22 protein-coding genes are annotated in these 25396 nt (G+C 71.7%); 14 read left to right on the plus strand and 8 right to left on the minus strand.

Annotation, left to right across the window (positions count from 1 at the left end; genetic code table 11):
* Window positions 1-155: 155 nt before the first annotated feature.
* Together ABD371_RS12185 and ABD371_RS12190 are read left to right on the plus strand one after the other, a co-directional pair.
* Complete coding sequence (locus ABD371_RS12185; RefSeq protein WP_344475827.1) at window positions 156-1784, plus strand: PP2C family protein-serine/threonine phosphatase; 1629 nt, start codon at window positions 156-158, stop codon at window positions 1782-1784.
* A gap of 135 nt (window positions 1785-1919) precedes the next feature.
* Complete coding sequence (locus ABD371_RS12190; RefSeq protein WP_344475829.1) at window positions 1920-3377, plus strand: aminopeptidase P family protein; 1458 nt, start codon at window positions 1920-1922, stop codon at window positions 3375-3377.
* A 71-nt stretch (window positions 3378-3448) separates the two neighbouring features.
* Here ABD371_RS12190 and ABD371_RS12195 read toward each other — a convergent pair whose 3' ends face one another.
* Entirely contained in the window at window positions 3449-3907 is a 459-nt protein-coding gene (locus ABD371_RS12195) for an ATP-binding protein (protein WP_190121308.1), read from the minus strand.
* Between the two features lie 174 nt (window positions 3908-4081).
* Between ABD371_RS12195 and ABD371_RS12200 the strand changes: the two genes are divergently transcribed.
* From ABD371_RS12200 to ABD371_RS12240, 9 genes are all read left to right on the plus strand, one after another.
* On the plus strand, window positions 4082-4888 hold the full coding sequence (locus ABD371_RS12200) for a hypothetical protein (protein ID WP_344475833.1): 807 nt from the start codon (window positions 4082-4084) through the stop codon (window positions 4886-4888).
* 94 nt (window positions 4889-4982) lie between these two features.
* Window positions 4983-5804, plus strand: a complete 822-nt coding sequence (locus tag ABD371_RS12205) for a YcnI family copper-binding membrane protein (RefSeq protein ID WP_344475836.1) — start codon at window positions 4983-4985, stop codon at window positions 5802-5804.
* A 47-nt stretch (window positions 5805-5851) separates the two neighbouring features.
* Entirely contained in the window at window positions 5852-6535 is a 684-nt protein-coding gene (locus ABD371_RS12210; RefSeq protein ID WP_344475839.1) for an SCO family protein, read from the plus strand.
* Window positions 6532-6996 carry a copper chaperone PCu(A)C gene (locus tag ABD371_RS12215; RefSeq protein ID WP_344475842.1) on the plus strand — a complete coding sequence of 155 codons (465 nt, stop codon included), beginning with the start codon at window positions 6532-6534 and terminating at the stop codon, window positions 6994-6996. Before ABD371_RS12210 ends, ABD371_RS12215 begins: the two co-directional genes overlap by 4 nt.
* Window positions 6997-7018: 22 nt before the next feature.
* A complete protein-coding gene (locus tag ABD371_RS12220; RefSeq protein ID WP_344475845.1) occupies window positions 7019-9049 on the plus strand; it encodes a copper resistance CopC/CopD family protein in 2031 nt (676 codons plus the stop codon).
* A 7-nt stretch (window positions 9050-9056) separates the two neighbouring features.
* Window positions 9057-10373, plus strand: coding sequence for an iron uptake transporter deferrochelatase/peroxidase subunit (efeB, locus tag ABD371_RS12225; RefSeq protein ID WP_344475848.1), 1317 nt, complete (start codon window positions 9057-9059; stop codon window positions 10371-10373).
* Window positions 10374-10447: 74 nt separating this feature from the next.
* Window positions 10448-11386: a prephenate dehydratase gene (gene pheA / locus ABD371_RS12230; RefSeq protein ID WP_344475851.1), complete on the plus strand. Its 939-nt coding sequence runs from the start codon at window positions 10448-10450 to the stop codon at window positions 11384-11386.
* Window positions 11387-11955: 569 nt separating this feature from the next.
* On the plus strand, window positions 11956-13245 hold the full coding sequence (gene serS / locus ABD371_RS12235) for a serine--tRNA ligase (RefSeq protein WP_344475854.1): 1290 nt from the start codon (window positions 11956-11958) through the stop codon (window positions 13243-13245).
* Complete coding sequence (locus ABD371_RS12240) at window positions 13242-14057, plus strand: HAD family hydrolase (protein WP_344475857.1); 816 nt, start codon at window positions 13242-13244, stop codon at window positions 14055-14057. Before serS ends, ABD371_RS12240 begins: the two co-directional genes overlap by 4 nt.
* Before the next feature lie 79 nt (window positions 14058-14136).
* Here ABD371_RS12240 and ABD371_RS12245 read toward each other — a convergent pair whose 3' ends face one another.
* From ABD371_RS12245 to ABD371_RS12265, 5 genes are all read right to left on the minus strand, one after another.
* On the minus strand, window positions 14137-14769 hold the full coding sequence (locus ABD371_RS12245; protein WP_344475860.1) for an NADPH-dependent F420 reductase: 633 nt from the start codon (window positions 14767-14769) through the stop codon (window positions 14137-14139).
* Window positions 14770-14972: 203 nt separating this feature from the next.
* Complete coding sequence (locus tag ABD371_RS12250; RefSeq protein ID WP_344475863.1) at window positions 14973-15692, minus strand: ABC transporter permease; 720 nt, start codon at window positions 15690-15692, stop codon at window positions 14973-14975.
* Window positions 15693-15708: 16 nt separating this feature from the next.
* Window positions 15709-16620, minus strand: coding sequence for an ABC transporter ATP-binding protein (locus tag ABD371_RS12255; RefSeq protein WP_190121296.1), 912 nt, complete (start codon window positions 16618-16620; stop codon window positions 15709-15711).
* Window positions 16617-17519, minus strand: a complete 903-nt coding sequence (locus tag ABD371_RS12260) for an ABC transporter permease (RefSeq protein WP_344475870.1) — start codon at window positions 17517-17519, stop codon at window positions 16617-16619. The genes ABD371_RS12255 and ABD371_RS12260 overlap by 4 nt, the downstream gene beginning before the upstream one ends.
* The gene (locus tag ABD371_RS12265) at window positions 17516-18505 is read right to left on the minus strand and encodes an ABC transporter ATP-binding protein (RefSeq protein ID WP_344476536.1); all 990 of its coding nucleotides are present in this window, start codon (window positions 18503-18505) and stop codon (window positions 17516-17518) included. The genes ABD371_RS12260 and ABD371_RS12265 overlap by 4 nt, the downstream gene beginning before the upstream one ends.
* 261 nt (window positions 18506-18766) lie before the next feature.
* On the opposite strand from ABD371_RS12265, the gene ABD371_RS12270 reads away from it, so the two are divergent.
* On the plus strand, window positions 18767-20569 hold the full coding sequence (locus ABD371_RS12270; protein WP_344475873.1) for an SDR family oxidoreductase: 1803 nt from the start codon (window positions 18767-18769) through the stop codon (window positions 20567-20569).
* Window positions 20570-20586: 17 nt separating this feature from the next.
* Window positions 20587-21528: a MerR family transcriptional regulator gene (locus ABD371_RS12275; RefSeq protein WP_344475876.1), complete on the plus strand. Its 942-nt coding sequence runs from the start codon at window positions 20587-20589 to the stop codon at window positions 21526-21528.
* Window positions 21529-21679: 151 nt separating this feature from the next.
* Here ABD371_RS12275 and ABD371_RS12280 read toward each other — a convergent pair whose 3' ends face one another.
* Window positions 21680-22579 carry an LLM class flavin-dependent oxidoreductase gene (locus ABD371_RS12280; RefSeq protein WP_344475879.1) on the minus strand — a complete coding sequence of 300 codons (900 nt, stop codon included), beginning with the start codon at window positions 22577-22579 and terminating at the stop codon, window positions 21680-21682.
* A 103-nt stretch (window positions 22580-22682) separates the two neighbouring features.
* On the opposite strand from ABD371_RS12280, the gene ABD371_RS12285 reads away from it, so the two are divergent.
* Window positions 22683-23552, plus strand: coding sequence for a Cof-type HAD-IIB family hydrolase (locus ABD371_RS12285; RefSeq protein ID WP_344475882.1), 870 nt, complete (start codon window positions 22683-22685; stop codon window positions 23550-23552).
* Window positions 23553-23600: 48 nt separating this feature from the next.
* Here the strand turns inward: ABD371_RS12285 and ABD371_RS12290 are convergent, their stop codons facing one another.
* Entirely contained in the window at window positions 23601-25364 is a 1764-nt protein-coding gene (locus ABD371_RS12290; RefSeq protein ID WP_344475885.1) for a GAF domain-containing sensor histidine kinase, read from the minus strand.
* Window positions 25365-25396 lie beyond the last annotated feature (32 nt).

Consider the following 25396-nt stretch of genomic DNA (forward strand, 5'->3'; position numbering starts at 1 on the left):
GGGGTCTCGCCCCGGAGAGATCCACCGAGGGGATCCACTGCCGAACGCCCTCAGTCGACCGCATTGACCTCCATCAGGCGTATTTTTCGGCCAAGTTCAAGATTCCCCCAAGGGGAGTTCAAGGTCCCATAGACACCATCAATCCCACTGGTGCAATGCTGGACATCCCCTTACTTCTCCGTGTAGATGTGGATCCATGGGTAGCGGCGCAGAATGACATGAATGACATGGGGGTTTGCGATGCTATTGAGCGAAACGCACCAGTCGGAAAGCCGACCGCAATGAGTACCCCTCACCTGCCGAAAGTGGCTGGAATCGACTCACCGGTTCCTCAATCAACGGAAAATGCGGCCGATCTTGCCGGCCTTTCCGATCTTCCGCCCGGCCTTCCCACCGGCCTTCCTTCCGGTCTTCCCGCCGACCTCCCTTCCGTGCCGGCCACCGCGGACCCCCGGTGGGCGCTTCAGGACCGGCTCGCGGGCTGGGTCTCCGACCTGGCCGCTCTTCAGGAGCTGACCGAGCGCCTGACCAGGACCGGATCCCTCGACGCGGCCCTGAAGGAGCTGCTGGCGGCCGGGGCCGCCCTGGCAGGCGCCCGCCGCGGTCTGGTGATCCTCGAACCCCGGCCGGCCTCCTCGGCCGCGGGCCCCGGCCGGCTCGGCGGCGGCCGTGCTCCCGCACTCACCAGGGGTCTCGGCTTCACCCACGCCGAACTGGGCCACATCGAGACCGTCCCCCGGAGCGCGACCGCGTACGGCCGGATCCTGGAGAGCGCCGCCGCCGGGCCCCCGGAGGCCGCCGCCCACCCCGATCTCTTCGGCGACCCCTCCGTCGATCCCCGCCACCGCGAGGTCGCCGGCCGCCTCGGCTACGCCGCCGACTACGCCCAGCCCCTCGCCACCGAGACGGCCGGCCTCCTGGGCGTGGCCGTATGGATGTACGACGAACCCGCGTCGCCCGGCGACCGGCGGCGGGCGCTGCTCGGCCGCTACGCGCGGTACGCCACCGAGCATCTGGCCCGGCTGACGGAGCTGGAGCACGCCCGCCGGACGGTGGCCGCCGTCGCCGAGGAGCTGCTGCCCAGCAGGCTGCCCCGGGTGCCCGGGGTGCGGCTCGCGGCCCGCCGGCTGGGCGGCCGGAGCGGCGGCGGCGACTGGTACGACGCGCTGCCGCTGCCCGACGGCGCGCTGGGGCTGGCCGTCGGTTCGGTCAGCGGCTCGGGGCCGGGCGCACTGGCCGCGACGGCCCGGCTGCGGGCCTCGCTGCGGGCGTACGCCGTGATGGAGGGCGAGGACCCCGTCGCCGTACTCTCCGATCTCGAACTGCTGCTCCGGCTGACCGAACCCGCCCGGACCGCCACCGCGCTCTTCGCCTACGCCGAGCCCTCGGCGGCGCGCGTCGTGCTCGCCGGGGCCGGGCACACCCCGCCGCTGGTGGTCGGCGAGCGGCGGACCGAGTTCGTGGAGACCTCGCTGTCGGCCCCGCTGGGGATGCTCGCCTGCTGGGAAGCGCCGAGCGTGGAGCTGACTCCCGAGCCCGGAGAAACGGTGCTTCTCTATACGGACGGACTGCTGCGGCGCACCGGCGACCCGATGGACCGGGCCTTCGCCCGGCTGCGCTCGGCCGCCGCGGGCGTGCCCCGCGCGGCTCGCGAGGATCCGGGGGCGGTCGCCGACCACGTACTGAACACGCTGTTCCGGGACGGCCCCGCCGAGGGCGCGAAGGGCCCGGAAGGGACGGGCGACGAGGAGGACGTCGTACTGCTCGCGGCCCGTTTCGAGTGATTTGAGGCGATCCGGTCACGATCTGCCACCAGCCACCTGGACACCCCTTATGTCTTATTCCTCACATCCCTTCGGGGTGCCTTCGGCTCACACATACGATGGAGACCGGTCCAGTGTCGTATCGAGGAGGCTGACGTGACCGAGGAACTCAACCCGAGTACCCCGGAAGAGGAAGAGCAGCAGATCAAGCCGCGGAAGAACGGCCTGTACCCGGGCGTGTCCGACGAGCTCGCCGACAACATGGCGAGTGGCTGGGCCGACACCGAACTGCGCGACCTGGAGCCCATCGGCCAGGCCGCCCACACCGCCGACCGCCGCGCCGCCCTGTCGGCCCGCTTCCCCGGCGAGCGGCTGGTGATCCCCTCGGGCAATCTGAAGACGCGCTCCAACGACACGGAGTACTCCTTCCGTGCCTCCACGGAGTACGCCTACCTCACCGGCGACCAGTCCGAGGACGGCGTCCTGGTGCTGGAGCCCACCGCCGACGGGCACCGCGCCACCATCTATCTGCTGCCGCGCTCCAACCGTGAGAACGGCGAGTTCTGGCTCTCCGGCCAGGGCGAGCTGTGGGTCGGCCGCCGGCACTCCCTCACCGAGGCCGAGAGCCTGCTGGGCATCCCCGCGAAGGACGTCCGCGAGCTGGCCGCCGCGCTGGGCGAGGCGACCGGTCCGGTCCGCGCGGTGCGCGGTCACGACGCCGGCATCGAGACCGCGCTGACGGACAAGGTCACCGCCGAGCGCGACGAGGAGCTGCGCGTCTACCTCTCCGAGGCCCGCGCGGTGAAGGACGCGTTTGAAATCGCGGAGCTGCAGAAGGCGTGCGACTCCACCGCCCGCGGTTTCGAGGACGTCGTCAAGGTCCTCGACAAGGCCGAGGCGACCAGCGAGCGCTACATCGAAGGAACGTTCTTCCTGCGCGCCCGCGTGGAGGGCAACGATGTCGGCTACGGCTCGATCTGCGCCGCCGGCCCGCACGCCACCACCCTGCACTGGGTCCGCAACGACGGCCAGGTCCGCTCCGGCGATCTGCTGCTGCTCGACGCCGGTGTGGAGACCAACGAGCTGTACACCGCCGACATCACCCGCACCCTGCCGATCAACGGCCGGTACAGCGAGCTCCAGCGCAAGATCTACGACGCGGTGTACGACGCCCAGGAGGCGGGCATCGCCGCCGTGCGCCCCGGCGCGAAGTTCCGCGACTTCCACGACGCCTCGCAGCATGTGCTCGCCGAGCGCCTGGTCGAGTGGGGACTGCTCGAAGGTCCGGTGGAGCGCGTTCTGGAGCTGGGCCTCCAGCGCCGCTGGACCCTGCACGGCACCGGTCACATGCTCGGCATGGACGTCCACGACTGCGCCGCCGCGCGCACCGAGGCGTATGTCGACGGCACCCTGGAGCCGGGAATGTGTCTGACGGTGGAGCCCGGTCTCTACTTCCAGGCGGACGATCTGACCGTGCCCGAGGAGTACCGCGGCATCGGTGTCCGGATCGAGGACGACATCCTGGTCACCGAGGACGGCAACCGGAATCTCTCGGAGAGCCTGCCCCGGCAGGCCGACGAGGTCGAGGCGTGGATGGCCTCGCTGAAGAGCTGATCCCCAGGGGTCATGAGCTGAAGAGCTGAAGAGCTCGACCGGCTGTACGGAGGGCGCGCCCGCTCCGGGTCTCACGAGACCTTGAGCAGCGCGTCCTCCCGCCATTTGAGGACCTTGTCGAAGCTGACCACCGCGCCGTGCCCCGGCCGGTTGCCGAAGTGCACATGGTCGGCGAGCTGCTCGATCAGACAGAGCCCGCGACCGCTCTCGGCCATCGCCGGAACCTGCGCCCTGGTGTGCGCGCACCCCGCGGGCCTGGCGGGAAAACCGGGCCCGGAGTCGGCCACCTCGATACGGCACTTCTCGCCGTCCAGATACGCGGTGACCCGGTACGCCCCCGAGGTCCCGCCCTGGCCGTGCCCGCCGCCGTGCTCCACCGCGTTGGCGCAGGCCTCGCTGAGGGCCACGGAGAGATCGAAGCAGATGTCGGAATCGACTCCCGCGGTCTCCATCGTGCCGAGCAGCAGGCGGCGCGCAAGCGGAATGCTCGCAGCTTCGCGCCGCAAGTGGAGAGACCACCAGATGCTCATGCTCCAGCCTCCTGGCTGCGGCTCGACATACCGATACGTATTGCCACCGGAGACGGTCAGTAAGCACGGAGCGGCGGTGATTGCGCTCATTCGGCCGACGCCCGCGACCGGTACGGCGGTGCGGCCGGGCCTGCCGTGTACCGGCCGGGGGCGCAGTGGGATGATGTCCCGGCCATGTCGTCCCTGTCGTCCCCACCGACTCCGCCGGGGCTCTTCGGTCCCCGCGCCGAAGCCGGTCCACGGCTGCTGAGGGCCGCGGTGTTCACCGCGGTCTGCGTCGCGCTGTCCGCGACGGGGCACGCGCTGGCCGCCTGCGCGGCCGTGCCCTGGTGGACGCTGCTCGCCGGATTCGCCGGGATGTTCGTCCTCGTACTGCCCTTCACGGGCCGGACGCGCTCGCTGCCGTCGATCACCGTCGCGCTGGGGCTGGGACAGCTGGCCCTGCACTCGCTGTTCGGACTCGGCCAGCAGCACGAGCTGCGGCTGCCGCCGACCGCCGACGACATGCTGATCAGGATGGCCGCGAAGCTGACCTGCGGGGCGGGCGCGGCCTCGCTCTCCCCGGCCGAGGCGCACCAGATCGTCACCCTGGCCGGGCTGAACCCGCCCGCGCACACCGCGCGGGCGGCGGCCCGGCCCGAACTGCTGCCCTCCCTCCCGATGCTGCTGGCCCATCTGCTGGCCGCGCTCGCGACCGGCTGGCTGCTGCGGCGCGGGGATCTGGCGCTGACCCGGCTCGCCGGGCTGTCCGCCCGCTCCGCGCGGGAGGTCGCCGCGGCGTCCGACACCGCCGGGCTGCGCCCGCTGCGGACGGCGCTCGCGCTGGTACGGGCGCTGTGCGCCGGTCTCGTACGCACGTCCCCCGACGCGGCCCGCGCCCGGCGCGCCACGGACGACCCTCCTCCGCCCGGGGCGGAAGAGGCGCTTCAGCACACGGTGATCAGGCGTGGACCGCCCGCGCGGCTCGTCCTCGCAGCCTGACACGGCCGACTCGACGGGAGCGCGGCCGTGGTGCCGCGCGTTCTTCCTCCGTCCGGCACGTCCTCGTCCCTCCTCACCGTGGAGTGTCCTCGTCATGAGCGTCAACAGCGTCCAGAACGTTTCCGCCGCCTCTCCCGCTTCCGCCGCCACGCCCCTTTCCTCGCGTTTCGCCGTGAAGGCCACGGCGGCCGTCGCCCTCGCCGCCTCGGCCGTGCTGCTGTCCTCCGGCACCGCCGCCGCGCACGTCAGCGTCCAGCCGCAGGGCGAGGCCGCCAAGGGCGGCTACGCCACGGTCAACTTCAAGGTCCCCAATGAGCGGGACAGCGCCTCCACCGTGAAGCTGGAGATCAGCATGCCGACCGAGCACCCGCTGGCCTCGGTGCTGCCGCAGCCCGTGCCGGGCTGGAAGGTGACGGTCAGCAAGTCGAAGCTGGACAAGCCGATCGAGTCGCACGGCCGGCAGATCACCGAGGCGGTCTCCAAGGTGACCTGGACCGCCGACGGCTCCAAGATCGGGCCGGGTCAGTTCCAGCAGTTCCCCCTCTCGCTGGGGCAGCTGCCCGAGAACGCCGACCAGCTGGTCTTCAAGGCTCTCCAGACGTACGACAACAAGGAGGTCGTGCGCTGGATCGAGGCCCCGAAGGAGGGCACGGAGCCCGAGTCGCCCGCGCCGGTCCTGGAGCTGTCGGCCACGGCCGACGACCACCACGGCACTCCGGCCGCCGACGACACCAAGGACGCCAAGGACTCCGAGCACAGCGAGGACGCCAAGGACGGCGCTCACAGCAAGGAGAGCGCGGCCTCGTCCTCCGACGACTCGGACTCCACCGCCCGTGTCCTGGCGGTCGTCGGAATCCTCGTCGGAGCCGTCGGCGTCGCCTTCGGCGTCCTGGCCGGGCGTCGGCGTTCCTCCTGACGGACCGATTCGCCCACCCTTCCCCGTAACAGATCTGGGATCTCTCGATGGTTAAGAAGACCGTGCCGGCCGCCGCACTCGCCGTGGCCGCCGCACTCCTGTTGTCCGCCTGCTCCTCCGGCGAGAAGGACGACGCCGCCGCCAAGCCCTCCAACGACTCCGGCAGCATCGTGACCGACCTCTCCGGGCGGGACGGGGACGACGCCGGCACCGTGCTGGACCGGCCGTACACCAAGCCGGACCTGGTGCTGACGGACACCAAGGGCAAGAAGTTCGATCTGCGCGAGCGGACCGGTGGCAAGCCCACGCTGATCTTCTTCGGCTACACCAACTGCCCGGACGTCTGCCCGCTGACGATGAGCAATATCGCCATCGCGGAGAAGACGCTGCCCAAGGCCGACCAGGACAAGCTCCAGGTCGTCTTCGTGACGACGGACCCCGAGCGGGACACCCCCGCCGAGCTGGGCAAGTGGCTGCCCAGCGCCGGGGACGCGTCCTTCATCGGGCTGAGCGGCGACTTCCCGACCATCCAGGCGGGGGCCCGTCAGATGGGCATCGGCATCGACGCGCCGAAGAAGCAGAAGGACGACACCGTCGTCTCCATGCACGGCGCGCAGGTCGTCGCCTTCTCGCCGAAGACGGACAAGGGATACGTCCTCTACGGCGAGGACACCTCCTCCGACCAGTTCGCCAAGGATCTGCCCAAGCTCATCCGCGGGGAGAATCCGTGACCCCGGGAACCCGAGGCGCGGCGGCGGGCGCCGTCGCGCTGGGTACGGCGCTGGCCCTGGCCCTGACCGGCTGCTCCGCCGAGGGCGACGCGCCCGCACCGAAGCTGAAGGTCGACGGCGCGTTCATGCCCCAGCCCGTCAGCGACATGGCCGCCGGGTTTCTGACCGTGCGCAACGACGGCGGGGCCGACCGGCTCACCTCCGTCACCAGCACCTTGTCCGACGATGTGACGATCCATGAGTCCAAGGACCAGAAGATGCGGAAGGTGGAGGCGTTCGACGTCCCCGCCGACGGCAGGCTGGACCTCGCGCGCGGTGGCAATCACATCATGTTCATGGGACTGAAGCAGCGGCCGAAGCAGGGCGAGAAGGTCCCCGTGAAGCTGCACTTCGAGAAGTCCGACCCGATCACGGTCGAACTTCCGGTCAAGGCGGCGACGCACAACCCCGCGAAACACTGAGTACGAGGGGACCGACCACGCCATGAAAGCCACCACCGCCCCGCGCCTCGGCCCGAACCCGGCCCGGCAGCCGCCGGGAACGGCCTCCCCGCCGCGGGCGCTGCTCGCCGCGGCCGTGCTCCTGTGCACGGTCCTCGGCGCGCTGCTCACCGCGGCCGGGCCCGCGGCGGCCCACGCCGCCCTGACCGGGAGCGATCCAAAGGACGGGGCGGTGGTCGCCACCGCCCCGAAGGAAGTGAGTCTCACCTTCTCCGAGCAGATCGCCATGGGGAAGGACTCGATCCGGGTCCTCGACCCCGGCGGTGAGCGCGCCGACCGCGCCACCGTCCGCGATCTCTCCCAGGACGGCACGGTCCGCTACGCCGTCGATCTCCGGACCGGTCTGGCCGACGGCACCTACACCGTCGCCTGGCAGGCGGTGTCGGCCGACAGCCACCCCGTCTCCGGCGCGTTCACCTTCTCCGTCGGCGCGCCCTCCGAGACCTCGGTCTCCCTGTCCTCCGGCGAGGCGGGCGGCGGGGCCGTCGGCCTGTTCTACGACATCGCCCGCTATGCCGCGTACACGGGCTTCACCCTGATGGTCGGCGCTGCCGCCTTCATCCTGCTCTGCTGGCGGCGCGGTGCCTCGGTCCGGCCGCTCCAGCGGCTCGTCGCGTACGGATGGGTGACGCTCACCGCCGCCACCCTCGCGATGCTGCTGCTGCGCGGCCCGTACACCCGCTCCGGCGAGCTGTCGGACGTATTCGATCTGAGCGGGCTGCCCGCCGTCCTGGAGAGCAGGACGGGGGCGGCGCTGGTCTCCCGGCTGCTGCTGCTCGGCGCGGCCTCGCTGTTCATCGCGGTGCTCTTCGGCTCGTACGCGAAGCAGGAGCGGGCCGGCCTGCCGGGCCTTCCCCGGGAGGCGGCGCGGCAGAGGGACCTCACCTTCGGGCTGGCCGTCGGCGGCACCGTCGTCGCCACCGGGATCGCCGCGACCTGGGCGCTCTCCGAGCACGCCTCCACCGGGATCCAGACGGGGCTCGCGATGCCCCTGGACATCCTGCATCTGCTGGCCGTGGCCTGCTGGCTCGGCGGGCTCGCGGCGCTGCTGACCGCGCTGCACCGCGCGCCGTCGATCGAGGCCTCGGCGGTACGCCGGTTCTCACGGGTCGCCTTCATCAGCGTGGTCGTCCTGGCGGCGACCGGGATCTACCAGTCCTGGCGGCAGATCGGCTCGTGGTCGGCGCTGACCGGGACCCCGTACGGCCAGCTGCTGCTGACCAAGGCGGTGCTGGTGGCGCTGATGGTCGGCGTCGCGTGGTTCTCCCGGAAGTGGACCGCCCGGCTGGGCGACGGGCCTGCGGCCGGCGCGCCCGAACCGGACGCCGTCGCGGATCTCGTCTCTGTGCCCGCCGCCGCCGAAACCACCGGTACGGGTGGTTCGGCGGCCGAGGAGAAGGAGACGGGCGGCACCACCGCCCAGGGCCCGGACGAGGCCCCCGAGCGGGTCGCGCAGCTGGCCCGTCAGCGGGCCGCGCTGGACACCGCCCGCCTCAGGAAGGCGCGGGACGCCGACCCCGACCGGGCCGGACTGCGCCGTTCCGTGCTCGCCGAGGCGAGCGTCGCCGTGGTGGTGCTCGTGGTGACCACCGTGCTGACGGCGACCGAACCGGGCCGTACCACGGAGACCGCGGCGAAGGCCGGCGGCGGCAGTGGAGCCCCGGCGACGCAGGGGCCCGCCGAGCTGAAGCTGCCGTTCGACACCGGCGGCCCGGACGGCCGGGGCACCGTGCGGCTGACCCTGGACCCGGCCCGCTCCGGCGGCAACGAGCTGCACCTCTGGGTCGAGAGCCCGGCCGGGAAGCCGATGGACGTCCCCGAGGCGAAGATCTCCCTCACCCTGCGGGAGCAGCGGATCGGCCCGCTCCCGGTCACCGCGGAGCGGCTGTCGGCCGGACACTGGAGCGCGAAGTCGATCCAGATCCCGATGCCCGGGGAGTGGACGGTCCAGGTGACGGTCCGGACCTCCGACATCGACCAGACGACCATCGACGAGACCGTGAGGATCGGCTGAGCCGCTCATGAAAGCTGAGGCATTGAAGCAGCAGGCCGCGCGGCCGGAGAACCCCGGGCGGAGCGACGGAGGCCCCGGAACCACCGGGTCCACCGCTCTGGCGGGCGTCTCCAGGCGGCGGCTGCTCGGCACTGCGGGCGCGGCGGGCGCGGCCGGTCTGGCGCTGGGCGCGGCGGGCGGGGCCGCGGCGCACGCCGCCGCGGCCGAGGCCGCCCCGACCGCGCTCAGCACGGTCGGCTCCGGTGTGGTCGCCTTCCACGGCGAGCACCAGGCCGGCATCACCACCGCGATGCAGTCCAGCGGCCATCTGGTCGCCTTCGACCTGTCCCCCGGCGCGGGCCGCAAGGCGGCGGCGGCGCTGATGCGCCGCTGGTCGGCGCTGGCGGCGGAGCTGATGGCGGGCCGGCCGGCCTCCCGGGAGGACACCGGCGTCGCGCTGGACGCCGGTCCCTCCTCGCTGACCGTCACCTTCGGCTTCGGCCGTACCTTCTTCGGGCGTACGGGGCTGACGGCCCGGCGGCCCGCCGGGCTCGACCCGCTGCCCCCCTTCTCCGCCGACCGGCTGGACCCCAGGCGCTCGGACGGCGATCTGTGGGTGCAGATCGGGGCGGACGACGGGCTGGTCGCCTTCCACGCGCTGCGCGCGATCCAGAAGGCGGCGGGGGACACGGCCCGGGTGCGCTGGCAGATGAACGGCTTCAACCGCGCGCCCGGGGCCACCGCCCGCCCGATGACCACCCGCAATCTGATGGGCCAGATCGACGGCACCAACAACCCCAAGCCCTCCGAGCCGGACTTCGACCGGCGGGTCTTCGTTCCCGCCGGCACCGAGCACGGCTGGCTGACGGGCGGCTCCTACGCGGTCGTACGCCGGATCCGGATGCTGCTGGACGACTGGGAGCGGCTTTCGACCGCGAAGCAGGAGGGCGTCATCGGCCGGCGGAAGTCGGACGGCGCGCCGCTGACCGGCGGCGGCGAGAGCACCCCGCTCGCCCTCGACGAGCTGGGGCCGGACGGGAAGCCGGTCGTCGCGGCCAACGCGCACGCCCGGATCTCCGCCCCGGAGCAGAACGGCGGGGCCGCGATGCTGCGGCGGCCGTTCTCGTACCACGACGGCATCGGGCCCGACGGGACGCCGGACGCCGGTCTGCTCTTCATCTGCTGGCAGGCGGACCCGCTGCGCGGCTTCGTGCCGGTGCAGCGGAAGCTCGACCGGGGGGACGCGCTCTCGCCGTTCCTGCGCCACGAGGCGAGCGGGCTGTTCGTGGTGCCGGGCGGCGCGCGGCAGGGCGAGTACGTGGGCCAGCGGCTGCTGGAGTCCTGAGGGGAGCCGGCCGGCGGCGGTCGCCTGTCGGCGTACCGGTCCTGGGGTGTCCCCGGCCGCATTAGGGTGACCGTATGTCAGCCACGCGCTACACGTATCTGGGCCCCGAGGGCACCTTCACCGAGGCCGCCCTCCGTACGCTGCCGGAGGCCGCCACCCGGGAACTCGTCCCGATGGTGTCCGTGCCCGCCGCACTCGACGCCGTGCGCAACGGGGACGCCGCCGCCGCCCTCGTGCCGATCGAGAACTCCGTGGAGGGCGGCGTCACCGCGACCCTCGACGAGCTGGCGGCCGGTGAGCCGCTGATGATCTACCGCGAGGTGCTGCTGCCGATCGCCTTCGCGCTGCTGGTGCGTCCGGGCACCGAGCTGTCCTCGGTCAAGACGGTGACCGGGCACCCGGTGGCCCAGCCCCAGGTCCGCAACTGGCTGCGGACGCATCTGCCGGACGCCCTGTGGGAGTCCGCCGCGTCGAACGCCGACGGCGCGCGGCTGGTGCAGGAGGGGAAGTACGACGCGGCCTTCGCGGGCGAGTTCGCGGCGGTCACCTACGGCCTGGAGCCGCTGGTGACCGAGATCCACGACGCGAAGAACGCGGAGACCCGGTTCGTCCTGGTGGGCCGGCCCGCCAGACCCGCCGCACCGACCGGCGCGGACAAGACGTCCGTGGTCATCTGGCTGGGCGGGGACGACCGGCCGGGAGCGCTGCTCGAACTGCTCCAGGAGTTCGCCGTGCGCGGCGTCAACCTGATGCTGATCCAGTCCCGGCCCACCGGAGCGGGCATCGGCAACTACTGCTTCGCCGTGGACGCCGAGGGACACATCTCCGAGCGCCGGGTCGCGGAGGCGCTCATGGGGCTCAAGCGGATCTGCCCGCAGGTGCGGTTCCTCGGTTCCTACCCCCGCGCGGGGGTGTCCCCGGAGGAGGTGGAGCCGCCGCGGCCGGGCACCTCGGACGAGGAGTTCACGGCGGCGTCGGACTGGCTGGTGCGCTCGATGGACGGCCGCGCCTGACCTGGGCCAACTGTCCTACCTGCTGATTTTCGGCATCCACAGAGTTATCCACAGGCTTCCCCCTCGACCTGGGGACAAGTCGACAACCCAGGCTCCGCGACATCGACAAATCGGCCCGTTCACCCCACCCCCTCCACAGGTCCACGAGGGGTCCCGCCACCGTCTTGTCACCTTCTTTTCATTGATCAACTCTTTGGAGCGAGCAATTCCCACCCGAATGAGTGGGTGCGACGGGTTTGGGAGAGGAATCCCAGGCCTCGCGCCCCGGGCGGTGAAAGATCACTCTCACCATCCACAACTTTTCCGCACAGGCTGTGGATAACTCTTCGGAAGTGCACACCCCTGTGGACAAGAGCGACCCAAGTCCCGCACTCCACAAGGGATAACGGTCAATTTCGGCCTTGCGTGACTGCCCCGTTCCAGCGAATGGGATGGTGTTTACTTGACGTCCCTCGCGTTGATTCCGGATCACCTTCCCTTTCTTCGCAAAGTGCATCAATTGGGGCGAAAAGCCGCGCAAGGCAATAACGAGTGGCCGGACGGAGAGTCCGCACCGGTAGCCTGGTGGGGTGATTGACCTTCGCCTGCTCCGTGAGGACCCCGACCGTGTCCGCGCCTCCCAGCGCGCCCGTGGAGAGGACGTCGACCTCGTCGACGCCCTGCTCTCCGCCGATGAGCGGCGCAGGTCGTCAGGGCTCCGCTTCGACGAGCTGCGTTCCGAGCAGAAGCAGCTCGGCAAGCTCATCCCCAAGGCCGCTCCCGAGGAGCGCGCCGAGCTGCTGAAGAAGGCCGAGCAGCTGAAGGCCGACGTCAAGGCGGCCGACGCCGAGCAGCACGAGGCCGACGAGGAGGCCCGCCGGCTTCTTCTCCTGCTGGGCAACATCGTCCACGAGGACGTTCCGGTCGGCGGCGAGGAGGACTTCGTCGTCCTGGAGACGCACGGCACCGTCCGCGACTTCGCGGCCGAGGGCTTCGAGCCCAAGGACCATCTGGAGCTGGGCGAGTCGCTGGGCGCCATCGACGTCGAGCGCGGCGCCAAGGTGTCGGGCTCGCGCTTCTACTACCTCACCGGCGTCGGAGCCCTGCTGGAGCTGGCGCTCGTCAACGCGGCGATCGCGCAGGCCACCGAGGCCGGCTTCATCCCGATGCTCACCCCGGCGCTGGTCCGCCCGCGCGCCATGGAGGGCACCGGCTTCCTCGGCCAGGCCGCGGAGAACGTCTACCACCTGGAGAAGGACGACTACTACCTGGTCGGCACCTCCGAGGTCCCGCTCGCCGCGTACCACATGGACGAGATCATCGAGGCCGAGAAGCTGCCGCTGCGGTACGCCGGCTTCTCCCCGTGCTTCCGCCGCGAGGCCGGGACGTACGGCAAGGACACCCGGGGCATCTTCCGTGTGCACCAGTTCGACAAGGTCGAGATGTTCTCGTACGTCGCCCCGGAGGACGCCGAGGCCGAGCACCTGCGGCTGCTGGAGTGGGAGAAGCAGTGGCTGACCAGCCTTGAGCTGCCTTTCCAGGTCATCGACGTGGCCACCGGCGACCTCGGCTCCTCCGCCTCGCGCAAGTTCGACTGCGAGGCGTGGATCCCGACCCAGGGCAAGTACCGCGAGCTGACCTCCGCGTCGAACTGCGACAGCTTCCAGGCCCGCCGGCTGTCGGTCCGGATGCGCGAGAGCGCCGACGGCAAGAAGACGGTCCAGCCGCTGGCGACGCTGAACGGCACGCTCTGCGCCGTACCGCGCACCATCGTGGCCATCCTGGAGAACCACCAGCTGGCCGACGGCTCGGTGCGGGTGCCGCCGGTGCTCCGCCCCTACCTCGGCGGCCGGGAGATCCTGGAGCCGATCGCCAAGTGAGCCCCGCGCCCTCCTTCCCGTACCGGCTGGTCGCCACCGACCTCGACGGCACCCTGCTGCGGAGCGACGGCACCGTCTCGCGGCGCACCCGCGAAGCACTCGCCGCGGCCACCGCGGCGGGTGCCACGCACATCGTGGTGACCGGGCGCTCGGCCCCCTGGACCCGGCCCATACTGGACGATCTCGGGTACAAGGGGATCGCGGTCTGCGCGCAGGGCGCTCAGCTCTACCACGCGGGAGAGCGACGGCTGCTGACCTCGCTGACCCTGGACCGGCAGCTCGCCGGGCTGGCCCTGGCCAAGCTGGAGGCGGAGGTCGGCCCGCTGCACCTCGCCGCCAGCCGGGACGGGCTCGACGGCGAGGTGCTGGTCAGCGCGGGGTACGCGGTCCATGACGGCCCGCTCCCCCATGTCGCCCTCAGCGATCCGGCGGAGATCTGGGCGGCCCCGCTGAACAAGATCTACATCCAGCACCCCACCCTCGACGACGACGCCCTCGCCAAGGCCGGCAAGGAGACCGTCGGCGGCCTGGTGGATGTGGTGGTGGCGGGTCCGGGGATAGTCGAGATACTCCCGCTGGGGCTCACCAAGGCCACCGGGCTCTCCCTCGCCTCCCGTCGTCTCGGGGTGCGGGCGGCGGACACGATCGCCTTCGGCGACATGCCCAATGACATCCCGATGTTCGGCTGGGCGGCCCGGGGAGTGGCGATGGCCAACGCCCACCCCGGTCTGAAGGCCGTGGCCACGGATGTGACCGCCGCCAATGACGAGGACGGCATCGCGCTCACCCTGGAAGCCCTGTTGCGGGGCTGACCCCTCCGCGTACGAGGGGAAACGATTCCCCGGCCCCCGCACCGCCCCCGCACCGGCCCCGCACCGGCCCCGCACCGGCTCAGCCGGTGCGCTCCGGCGCGTCCGGCACCAGCCGGAAGTTGAAGACATGGGAGCCGAGCGCGCCCGCCACCCCGATGAAGAGCAGCGCCAGATGCTCCTGACCGCGTGCGGTGGCGATGCCTCCGAGGTCGGTACGGGAGTCCTCGGGCCAGCCGAAGTCACCGAGCAGCCGCCCCACCCGCGCCTTCGCCCCGGCGTCGTCCCCGGAGAGGAAGACGGTGCTGGGGCCGGTGAGCCGGTCCGGCTCGACCATCACCGCCGCGTCCATGGTGCACAGGGTCTTCACCACCGGGGTGCCGGGAAGAGCCTCCTGAAGCTCCTCGGCGATGCTGGAGTTGGGGTGGGCGAGACCCAGGTCGGCGGTGAGCCCGACGGCGATGTCGAGCAGGATCTTCCCCCGGAGCTCCGGCGCGAACGGCGCCAGCAGGGCGAGCGACTCGGTGCCGGGCGTGGCGTTGACGACGATGTCGCCGTGGGCGATGGCGTCCCCGACGGAGACGACGGGCAGCCCCAGCCCCTCCCTGTCGCCGGGAGCGCGTGAACCGAGTACCACGTCATGGCCGACGGCGACCGCCTTGGCGGCGACCGCGCGGGCCACGTTTCCCGTACCGATGAATCCGATGTTCGTCATGCCGGTGACGTTAGGCGCGCCCACCGGGACCGGTCATCGGCCAACAGGACCAGTCGCCAGGGGCCTTGGGCCTAATCCCGGAGCCGTACTCGCGAACTCCCGCCGGACGAGGGCCTCGTGGGCGTCCCCCCCGGGGGTACGCGCGTCGGCCCCCGTCCTCGGGGTGCGAGGAAGCGGGGGCCGACGCCGGGCGCGAGGAGGTCCTACTCCTCGCCGGCGAGCTTCAGCACGCGCAGTTTCCGTCCCGCGTACCAGGTCGCGAGGGTGGTGACGGAGGCCAGCAGCACGATCGCGAGCGGCAGTCCGACGTCCGAGCCGACCAGCCCCTCGCCCGCGATGTCCTCGGCGAGGGCGAGCGCCCACTGCTGCACGCTCAGGGTGCGCGCGCCCTCGACCAGGCTGCCGAAGACGCTCTCCCAGACGATGGCGTAGATGAGGCCGATGACGACCGCGTTCCTGCTGACCGTGCCGAGCAGCAGGAAGACGGCGCTGTAGGCGATCGAGGCGACGAGCGCCGCCACGGTGTAGGCGATGGCGATCTGCTGGCCGTTGCCGTTGAGGATGAAACCGGCGATCAGCATCGGGATCGCGGAGAAGGCCATCGTCACGGCGATCGCGACGATCAGCTTGGTGAAGATGATGGTGGAGCGTTTCACCGGCTTGGCGAGCAGATAGACGATCGAGCCGTCGTCGATCTCGGGCCCGATCGCGCCGGTGCCGGCGATCACGCCGATCAGCGGCACCATCGCGGCGATGCCGAATCCGCCGAGCAGATTGGCGGCGATCTGATCGTCCGCGCCGTTGAAGCTGCGGACGGCGACCGCCATGACCAGCAGCAGGGCGGGGAGGATGAACAGGATCGCCGCGCGTCGCCTGCCGAGCACGGCCCGGTAGGTGAGCCGGGCGACTGTGGGGTTGTACATGACGTCACAGCTCCTTTCAGGCCGATACGAGGTAGGAGAAGACCGATTCGAGCGATTCGTCCGAGGGGGAGACCGTCAGCAGACGGATCGACCGCTCACGGGCCACCCGGGGCAGCAGCTGGGTGAAGCGTCCGAAGTCGACGGCCTGCACGCGCAGTCCGCCCTCGGTGAGATCCACCTCGATGCCGGCCGTGGACGGGTCGGCGATCAGCGCGGCGGCGAGCGCCCGGTCGTCGCTGGAGCGTACGAGATAGCGGTGCGGCCGGTCCGTCATCAGCCTGCGGATCTTGCGGAAGTCGCCGGACGCGGCGTGGCGTCCGGCCACGATCACCTCGATGTGCGAGGCGAGCTGCTCGACCTCCTCCAGGATGTGCGAGGAGAAGAGCACGGTCCGGCCCGTCGCGCCCATCCGCCGCAGCAGATCCATCAGCTGCATGCGCTGGCGCGGGTCCATGCCGTTGAAGGGCTCGTCGAGCAGCAGCACGGACGGGTCGTGGACCAGGGCGGACGCCATCTTCACACGCTGGCGCATGCCCTTGCTGTAGGTCGATATCGCGCGGTCCTGGGCGTACTCCATCTCGACGGTGGCGAGCGCGGCCTGCGCCTGGCGCGCCCCCAGCCCGTGGAGTTCCGCGTTGGCGACGACGAATTCGCGGCCGGTCAGGAAGTCGTACATCGCCTCCCGCTCCGGTACGACGCCGATCTGCCGGTAGACGGACTCATTGCGCCAGATCGGCGCGCCGTCGAGGGTGACGGCACCGGTGGAGGGGGCGAGGAAGCCTCCCATCATGTTGATGAGCGTGGACTTTCCCGCGCCGTTGGGACCGAGGAGGCCGGTGACGCCGGGGCCCACGGTCATGGTGACGTCGTTGACGGCCACGACGTTTCCGAACCACCGTGAGGTGTGCTCGATGTTGATGGTGGTCACAGCCCGGCCTTCCGGTAGCGGCGCATCAGGACGGCGTAGGAACCGGCGATGAGCGCGAGGACGGTCAGCAGATAGATCACGCCGACTCCGGTCCCCGGGCCCTGACCGCCGGGGAAGCCCGATTCGGCTCCGAGGAACGCGGTCTGCACACCGTCGATCAGGGTGGTCGGCGAGAAGAGGCCGAACCACTCGATGACGTCGAGGGCGTCGGTGGCCCGGGCGATCTCCTGGATCACGGTGACCGCGACGGAGGTGATCGTCAGGGTCGCGATGATGGCGGCGACGCCGAAGCCCCGCCGGGGGGTCAGCGCCGCGAGCACCAGGGCGACACCGCCGAAGAGCACGGACATCAGCGCCACGGAGACCAGGCCCTGGCCGAATCCGGCGGCCTGGTCGGAGAAGTCCATCTTGGCGAGCAGCGAGCCCAGGAAGAGGATCACCAGGGGGATGCCGGTGAGGATGAACAGCGCGGACGCCATCGCGCCGAATTTGGCGAGTACGTAGTCGGACCGCTCGATCGGGCGTGAGAAGTACAGCGGCACCGTCTTGAACCTCAGGTCGCGGGAGACGGACTGCGGTGCCTGGGAGGCGAGGTAGAGACCGATGATCGGCTGAGTGAAGATCGCGTACGAGGTGTATTCGAGCGGCAGCCCCTTGGCCTTGGTGGCCACGGCGACCGCGACGACGATCGCCGCCGGCACGCACATCAGCGCGAAGAGGATCATCGGCAGCACCTTGGACTTGGCCGAGCGGCCGAGTCCGTACGCGCCGCGCAGGGACTGCGAGTACAGCGAACGGCGCACATAGGCGCGGCCGAGCCGGCGTCCCTCGTAGTTGCGGTATCCGATGTTGTGGATACGGGTGGTCTCGGGGGCGGGCCCCGGGGTGTGCGTGCTCATCGGGCCTGCGCCTCCGTCGACTGGTCCGCGACCTGGTCCGCGCCCCGGTCCGCGCCGCCGGGGCGGAAGACCTCCGCGATGTGGTGGCGTCGCTGCTCCATGCGGACGAGACCGAGGCCGAGACCGGCCACGGTGTCGCGGACCGTGTCGTAGGTCTCCTCGCCCACCGCTTCGAGGAGGAGGACATGACCGGCTCCGGGCAGTCCCTCCTCGGTACCCGCGTGGAGGGTGATCCCCGCCGCGGCGAGCCTCTCGCGGAGTGCGGCGGTGCCGTCGGGGTGTTCGTCGCTGTCGGTGACCTCGACGGCGAGGGTGGTGGTGATCCGGGTGAAGTCGCTGGTGGAGCTGGAGCGCAGCAGCGAGCCGCCGTCGATGACGACGACGTGGTCACAGGTGCGTTCCAGCTCTCCGAGCAGATGGGAGGTGACCAGGACCGATATGCCGAAGTCGGTGTGGATGCGGCGGATCAGTCCGAGCATCTCGTCCCGGCCGACCGGGTCGAGTCCGTTGGTGGGCTCGTCCAGGAGGACCAGCCGGGGGTCGTGGACCAGCGCCTGGGCGAGTTTGACCCGCTGCTTCATGCCGGTCGAGTAGCCGCCGATGGGCCGGTAGCGCTCTTCGTAGAGGCCGACGTGCCGCAGGGTGTCCGCGGTGCGCTCGCGGGCGGCGGCCGGGGGCAGTCCTGACATGCGCGCCATGTGGACGACGAACTCGGTGGCCGAGACGTCGGGCGGCAGACAGTCGTGCTCGGGCATGTAGCCCACCTGCTCACGGATGGCGGCGCCGCTGGTGGCGACGTCGAGGCCGAGCACGGCGGCCCGGCCCTCCGTGGCGGGCGACAGCCCCAGAAGAATCTTGATCAATGTCGACTTGCCGGCTCCGTTGGCGCCCACCAGACCGGTCACGCCCGGTCCGATGTCCAAGGAGAGCCGGTCAAGAGCGGTCACCCGTGGGTACCGCATGCTCAGGTTTTCGGCCAGGATCACAGTCACGTTCCGACCGTAGTGGCACCCGGAAAATCAGACGTCAGCCTGGACGGCTGGATCGGTGTGCGACTCCAGGCGTACACCCCCTAGGGAGTCGGCCGCGAACCGGATACGAAAGAGAACAGCATCCGGCTACGAAAGACTCGGCCGGGTTTTCCACAGACGGCCCACGGCCCTTGACTCGGCCGTCGCTCATTGTCACATTCATCAGTGTCACGTTGTGGTCGCGCACCGTGCGCGGCAAGGGAGTTGGGAGACGGCGTGAGCCTTCGGGACGCGCGGGAGCGCTGGGTCCGTACGGGCGGAATCGAGCTGTGCGTCGCCGAGCTGGGCGATGCCGCGCGGCCCACGGTCGTCCTCGTCCACGGCTATCCGGACAGCAAAGAGGTGTGGTCCGAGGTCGCCGTGCGGCTGGCCGACCGCTTTCACGTGGTCCTGTACGACGTCCGGGGCCACGGCCGCTCGTCCGCGCCGAAGCCGCTGCGCGGCGGCTTCACCCTGGAGAAGCTGACGGACGACTTCCTCGCGGTCGCGGACGCGGTCAGCCCGGACCGGCCGGTGCATCTGGTGGGCCACGACTGGGGATCGGTGCAGTCCTGGGAGTTTGTGACGGTCGGGCGCACCAAGGGCCGCGTCGCCTCGTTCACCACGATCTCCGGGCCGTCCCTCGATCACTTCGGGCACTGGGTCAAGAAGCGGACGGCCCGGCCGACGCCCCGCCGGGTCGGCCAGCTGATCGGCCAGGGCGTGAAGTCCTGGTACGTTCTCGCGCTCCAGACCCCGGGCCTGCCCGAGCTGGCCTGGCGCGGCCCGCTGGGCAGCCGGTGGCCGGGGACGCTGGAGCGGCTGGAGGGCGTCCCCCGGGGCGACTATCCGACGGCTTCGCTGCGGCGGGACGCCACGCACGGGGCCTGGCTCTACCGCGACAATGTCCGGTCCCGGCTGCGCCGCCCGCGCGCCGACGCGTACGCCCACGCCCCGGTGCAGCTGATCACCCCGACCGGCGATGTCTTCCTCTCCGAGCGGCTCTACGACGAGCTGGACCGCTGGGCCCCCGGGCTGATCCGGCGCACGGTGGCGGCGAAGCACTGGGTGCCGCGCACCCGGCCGGATCAGATCTCCGCCTGGATCGGCGACTTCGCCCTGGCCCGGGAGGAGGGCGGCCCGGCGGTCGCCTCCCCGGCCGCCGTGGAGCCCGCCGCCCGGGCGGGGGCGCGGTCGCGGTCGCGGTCGCGGTACGCCGAGCGGTTCGGCGGCCGGCTCGTGCTGGTCACCGGGGCGGCCGGCGGGATCGGGCGGGCCACCGCGCTCGCCTTCGCGGCGGCCGGGGCCCGGATCGTGGCGGTGGACCGCGACGCGGACGGCGCGGCGGACACGGCGGAGCAATGCCTGCGGGCAGGCGCGCCCGAGGCCCGGGCGGAGACGGCGGACGTCGCCGACGCGGAGGCGATGGAGAAGCTGGCCGACAGGGTCGCCTCGGCCCACGGCGTGGTCGACGTCCTGGTCAACAACGCGGGCATCGGGATGGCGGGCCCCTTCCTGGAGACCCGCCCCGAGGACTGGAAGAGGGTCCTCGACGTCAATCTCTGGGGCGTCATCCACGGCTGCCGGCTCTTCGGCGGGCAGATGGCCGAGCGCGGCCGGGGCGGTCACATCGTCAATGTCTCCTCCGCAGCCGCCTATCAGCCGACGAGGTCACTGCCCGCCTACAGCGCCTCGAAGGCGGCGGTGCTGATGCTCAGCGCCTGTCTGCGGGCGGAGCTGGCGGGGCGGGGCATCGGGGTCACGGCGATCTGCCCGGGGATCATTACTACGAACATCACCGCCACCACACGGTTCGTCGGGGTCGACGCGGCGGAGGAGCGGCGGCTGCGGGTGAAGTCCACCCGGCTGTACCAGCGGCGGAACTACCCGCCGGAGAAGGTCGCGGAGGCGATTCTGCGGGCCGTGGCGCGAAACCGGGCGGTGGTGCCGGTGACACCGGAGGCCCGGGGCTCGCTCTTCCTGTCCCGTTTCGCGCCCCGCGTGCTGCGGGCGGTGGCGCGGGTGAACCCGCCGATGTGAGAGCCGAGGGGGCTGATGTGGCCGGGGAGTCGGTGGCCGAGTACCGGATAGAGGATCTGGCGCACCACAGCGGTGCCACGGTCCGGACGATCCGCGCCTACCAGGATCGCGGGCTGCTGCCGAGGCCCGAGCGGCGCGGCCGGTCCAATGTGTACGGGCCGGCGCATCTGGCCCGGCTCGGGCGGATAGCCGAGCTGCTCGACCGGGGCTACACCCTGGCCTCGATCAAGGAGCTGCTGACGGCGTGGGACGCGGGGCGCGATCTGGGCGAGGTCCTCGGTCTGGTCGCCGAGGTCCACGGCCCGTGGACGGACGAGGAGACGGAGTGCGTCACCCGGGCGGAGCTGGCGGACGCCTTCGGCGGGACGGTCGACGAGGCGGCCCTCGCGGAGGCGGTGGAGCTGGGGGTGCTGGAGCCGATTCCCGGGCGGGACGACGCCTTCGCGGTGCCGAGCCCGCAGGAGCTGGCGGTCGCGGCGGAGTTGCACACGGTGGGCGTCCCGCTGTCCGCGGTCTCCGCCCAGCTGCGGGAGCTTCGCGGGCAGGTGGAGCACATGGCCGCCCGTTTCCTGGAGTTCACCGGCGAGTACGTCTTCGACCGTCTCCCCGGACATCGGCCGCCCACCCGGGAGGACGCGGCCAGAGCGGCGGACCTGGTCCGGCGGCTGCGCCCGCTCGCCCGGCGCACGGTCGACGCCGAACTGGCCCGCGCCATGCGGACCTTCGCCACCCGTGATCTCCAACGGCGCCTTACCCCGGACGCCGCCGTGCCGCCGCCCCCCGGGCCCTGCTCGGTGACGCTGCCGCCGGAGACGATCCGGGCGGTACGGGAGCTGGTTGGGGATCAGCACCTGAGCGCTTTCATCGCGGCCGCCGCCGAACGGGAGGTACGGGCAAGGATCCTGGACACCCTGGCCGCAAGCGAGGGCCCGGCAGGGGGTGTTGGTCAACCCGGCTGAAGCCGCCCGTGAGTTGTCCACAGAACCGCCAATTACCCTGTGGATAAAGCGAGTTCTCTGTGGACCAAACCTCCGGGACGGAAATTCTCCGACAAAAAACGATCACCGGATCGGCCGGTCACCCGACCTTCGGACCACCCGGCTCGGCGGCTCAGCGGCTCAGCTGTCCGAGCGCCTCGGTCGCGATCCGCTCGAAGACCGTTTCGTCCGCAGCGAAGTCCGTGTCCGGGATCGGTGCGTGGATCGCGATCTCCGTGAAGCCCAGCTCGAAGTGCCGGCCCGCGAAGTCCACGAAGGCGTCCAGGGAACGCATCGGGGCGTCCCGGTCCGGGGTGAAGCCGGTGAGCAGGATCTTCTCCAGCTCTGCCGTGTCCCGGTCCGCCTCGGCGCACGCCTTGCCGAGCCGGGCGAGCTGCCCGCGCAGCGCCTCCCGGGAGTCCTCCGGGGTGCCCGTCTCGAAGATCGCCGGATCCCCCGTGGTCACCCACGCCTGCCCGTACCGCGCCGCGAGCCGCATTCCGCGCGGTCCGTTCCCCGCCACCGCGAAGGGCAGCCGGGGCCGCTGCACACAGCCGGGGAGATTCCGCGCCTCGACCGCCGAGTAGAACGATCCCTCGCTGGTCACGGAGGGCTCGGTCAGCAGCCGGTCCAGCAGCGGCAGGAACTCGCCGAAACGGTCCGCCCGCTCCCTCGGCGTCCACGCCTCCTGCCCCAGGGCCGTCGCGTCGAAGCCGGTGCCCCCCGCGCCGATGCCGAGCGTGAACCGGCCGCCCGAGACATCGTCCAGCGAGATCAGTTCCTTGGCGAGGGTCACCGGATGGCGAAAGTTCGGCGAGGTGACCAGGGTGCCCAGCCGTATCCGCTCGGTCGCCCCGGCCGCCGCGGTGAGCGTGGGGACCGCGCCGTACCAGGGACCGTCGCGGAAAGTGCGCCACGACAGATGGTCATAGGTGTAGGCGGTGTGGAAGCCGAGCCGCTCGGCGCGCAGCCACTGGTCACGGCCGCCGTCGAGCCAGCGGCGGACGGGAAGGATCACGGTGCTCAGACGCATGCGTTCGAGCGTACGCGGCCCGTGTGCGCCCCTGTGCTCCCGCGGCCCACTCATATGTGCTCCCTACCGCACTCACGTGCGAGGAGTGCGGGAGAATGGAGCGGTGACCTCAGCTACCGATCCCCAGCCCGTGGCCCCAGTCGTCCCCCGGCTGATCGCCACCGATCTGGACGGCACCCTGCTGCGCGACGACAAGTCCGTGTCGCCGCGCACCGTCGCCGCCCTCGCCGCGGCCGAGGAGGCCGGGATCGAGGTCTTCTTCGTCACCGGACGCCCGGCCCGCTGGATGAGCGTCGTCAGCGGCCATGTCCACGGGCACGGCCTGGCGATCTGCGCCAACGGCGCGGCCGTGGTCGATCTGCACGCGGGCGGAAAGGTGCTGAAGGTCCAGGCCCTGGAGCGGGAGACCGCCCTCGGCGTCGTCCACGCCCTGCGGGAGGCCACCCCCGGCGTCTCCTTCGGCGTCGAGACGACCGCGGGCTTCCACCACGAGCCGACCTACCCGCCGCTGCACGGCTTCGCCCCCGGCACCATCGTCTCGGTCGCCGAGAAGCTGCTGGAGGAGGAGCGCCCCGGCTCCGGAGCCCCGGTGCTCAAGCTCCTCGCCCACCACGGGGAGCTGGACCCCGACGCCTTCCTCACCCGGGCCAGGGCCGCCGCGGGCCCGCTCGCCGAGATCACCCGCTCCAGCCCGTGGGCACTGCTGGAGATCAGCGGCCCGGGTGTGAGCAAGGCCGCCACCCTGGCGCTCTGCTGCGCCGAGCGCGGCATCTCCGCCGCCGAGGTCGTCGCCTTCGGCGACATGCCCAACGACGTGGAGATGCTCACCTGGGCGGGCACCTCCTACGCGATGGGCAACGCCCACCCCGATGTGCTCGCCGCCGCCTCCGGCCGGACCGTCGCCAACAACGAGGACGGCGTCGCGGTCGTCATCGAGCAGATCCTGCGGGACCTCCCGCCGAAGAACGCCTGAGCCGACCGGCGCGGGCCGCCGTCCCGGCGGCGGCCACCGCCGGAACGGCTACCTCGGCGCCTCCCAGCTGACCGTCGTCCCCTGCCCGCCCTCGCCGATCCCCGGGCCGCAGACGCTCGAACCGCCGAGCGACTCGGCCCGCCGGGCGAGATTCCGCAGCCCGCTGCGCCGCCCGCCGGCCGGGATGCCCACCCCGTCGTCGGCGACCGTCAGCCGCACTCCGCCGGAGCCGTCGGGAAGCGTGACGGTGGCGTCCACCACCACCTCGATCCGGGACGCGTCCGCGTGCCGGAAGGCGTTGGACAGCGCCTCCCGCAGCGCCGCGATCAGATTCTTGCCGGTCAGCTCGCCGACGGTGGAGTCCACCGGCCCCACAAAGCGGTGCCCGGGCCGGAAGCCGAGCGGCACGGCCGCCATATTGATCTCCCGCAGTACGCGGGTGCGCAGCCCGGACGGGGCCTCCGCCGGGCCCTGCTGGAGCGCGAAGATCGCCGTACGGATCTCCTGGATGGTCACATCCAGCTCGTCGACCGCCTTGCCGACACCGTCCTGGACGGCGGGCACCACCGATTTGCGCTGAGCGCCCTCCAGCATCATCCCGGTGGCGAACAGCCGCTGGATCACCAGGTCGTGCAGATCGCGGGCGATCCGGTCACGGTCCTCGTACACCGCGAGCCGCTCCCGGTCGCGCTGCGCCTCCGCCATGATCAGCGCCAGCGCGGCCTGGGAGGCGAACTGGGTGGCGAGGGTCCGCTCGGCCTCGCTGAACTGGCGCGCGCCGTGCCGCCGGGGGGTGACGAGCGCGCCGAGCACCCGCCCGCCGCTGTGCAGCGGCAGCATCATGCTCGGCCCGTACCGCTCGGACAGGCCGGTGGCCACGCGCGGATCGGCGGACGCGTCCGTGATGAAGACCGGCTCCCCGGCCAGCAGCGAGGCGGCCACCGGGCTCTGTGCCGGGAGGACCATCCCCAGCAGGGCGGTCACCGGCTGGTCGGAGGCGACGGCGGCGATCTCCAGACCGCCTTCGCCCGCGGGCAGCATCACGATCCCGGCGTCGGCGTCGGCGAGCCGGCGGGCCTGCTCGGCGACGACGGACAGGGCTTCGTCGGCGTCCTGCCCGGAGAGCAGCGCGGTGGTGACGGCGACCGATCCGTCGATCCAGCGCTCCCGCTGGCGGGCGGCCTCGTAGAGGCGGGCGTTGCCGATGGCGATGCCCGCCTCGGTGGCGAGGACGCGCACCATGTGGAGGTCGTAGTCGTTGAACTCGCCCCCGCCGTTCTTCTCCGCCAGATAGAGATTGCCGAAGATCTCGCCCTGGACCCGGATGGGGACCCCGAGGAAGGTCCGCATCGCCGGATGCCCCGGGGGGAATCCGGCGAAGCGCGGATCCGAGGTGAGATCGGCCAGCCGCACCGGGGCCGGGTCGTGGATCAGCGCGCCGAGCAGCCCCCGGTGGCCGTCCGGTCTGCGCCCGATCAGCCGGGCCGTCTCCTCGCCGACCCCGTGGGTCACGAAGTCGGAGAGCCCGTCGCCCTCCTCGTCCACGACGCCGATCGCGGCATAGCGGGCATCGGCGAGTTCGGCGGCGGTCTCGCAGATCCGGTCGAGGGTGGAGTGGAGTTCCAGACCGGTTCCGACGGAGCGCATGGCCTCCAGCAGCTGCGGCACCCGGGCGGTGAGTTCGGTGGACAGGCCCTGAAGGCTGCGCGTCGCCGCCGTCGCGGCATCGAGCGGGTCCTTGCCGCCGGCGGCTGCCGCCGGCGGCGACGGCACCCTCGGTCCCTGCGCGTCCTTCGGTTCGGGCACGGTCATGCTCTTGAGAGTAGTAATTCCCTTTTGGGGAG

Source organism: Streptomyces amakusaensis (genome assembly GCF_039532665.1).
Lineage (GTDB): Bacteria > Actinomycetota > Actinomycetes > Streptomycetales > Streptomycetaceae > Streptomyces > Streptomyces amakusaensis.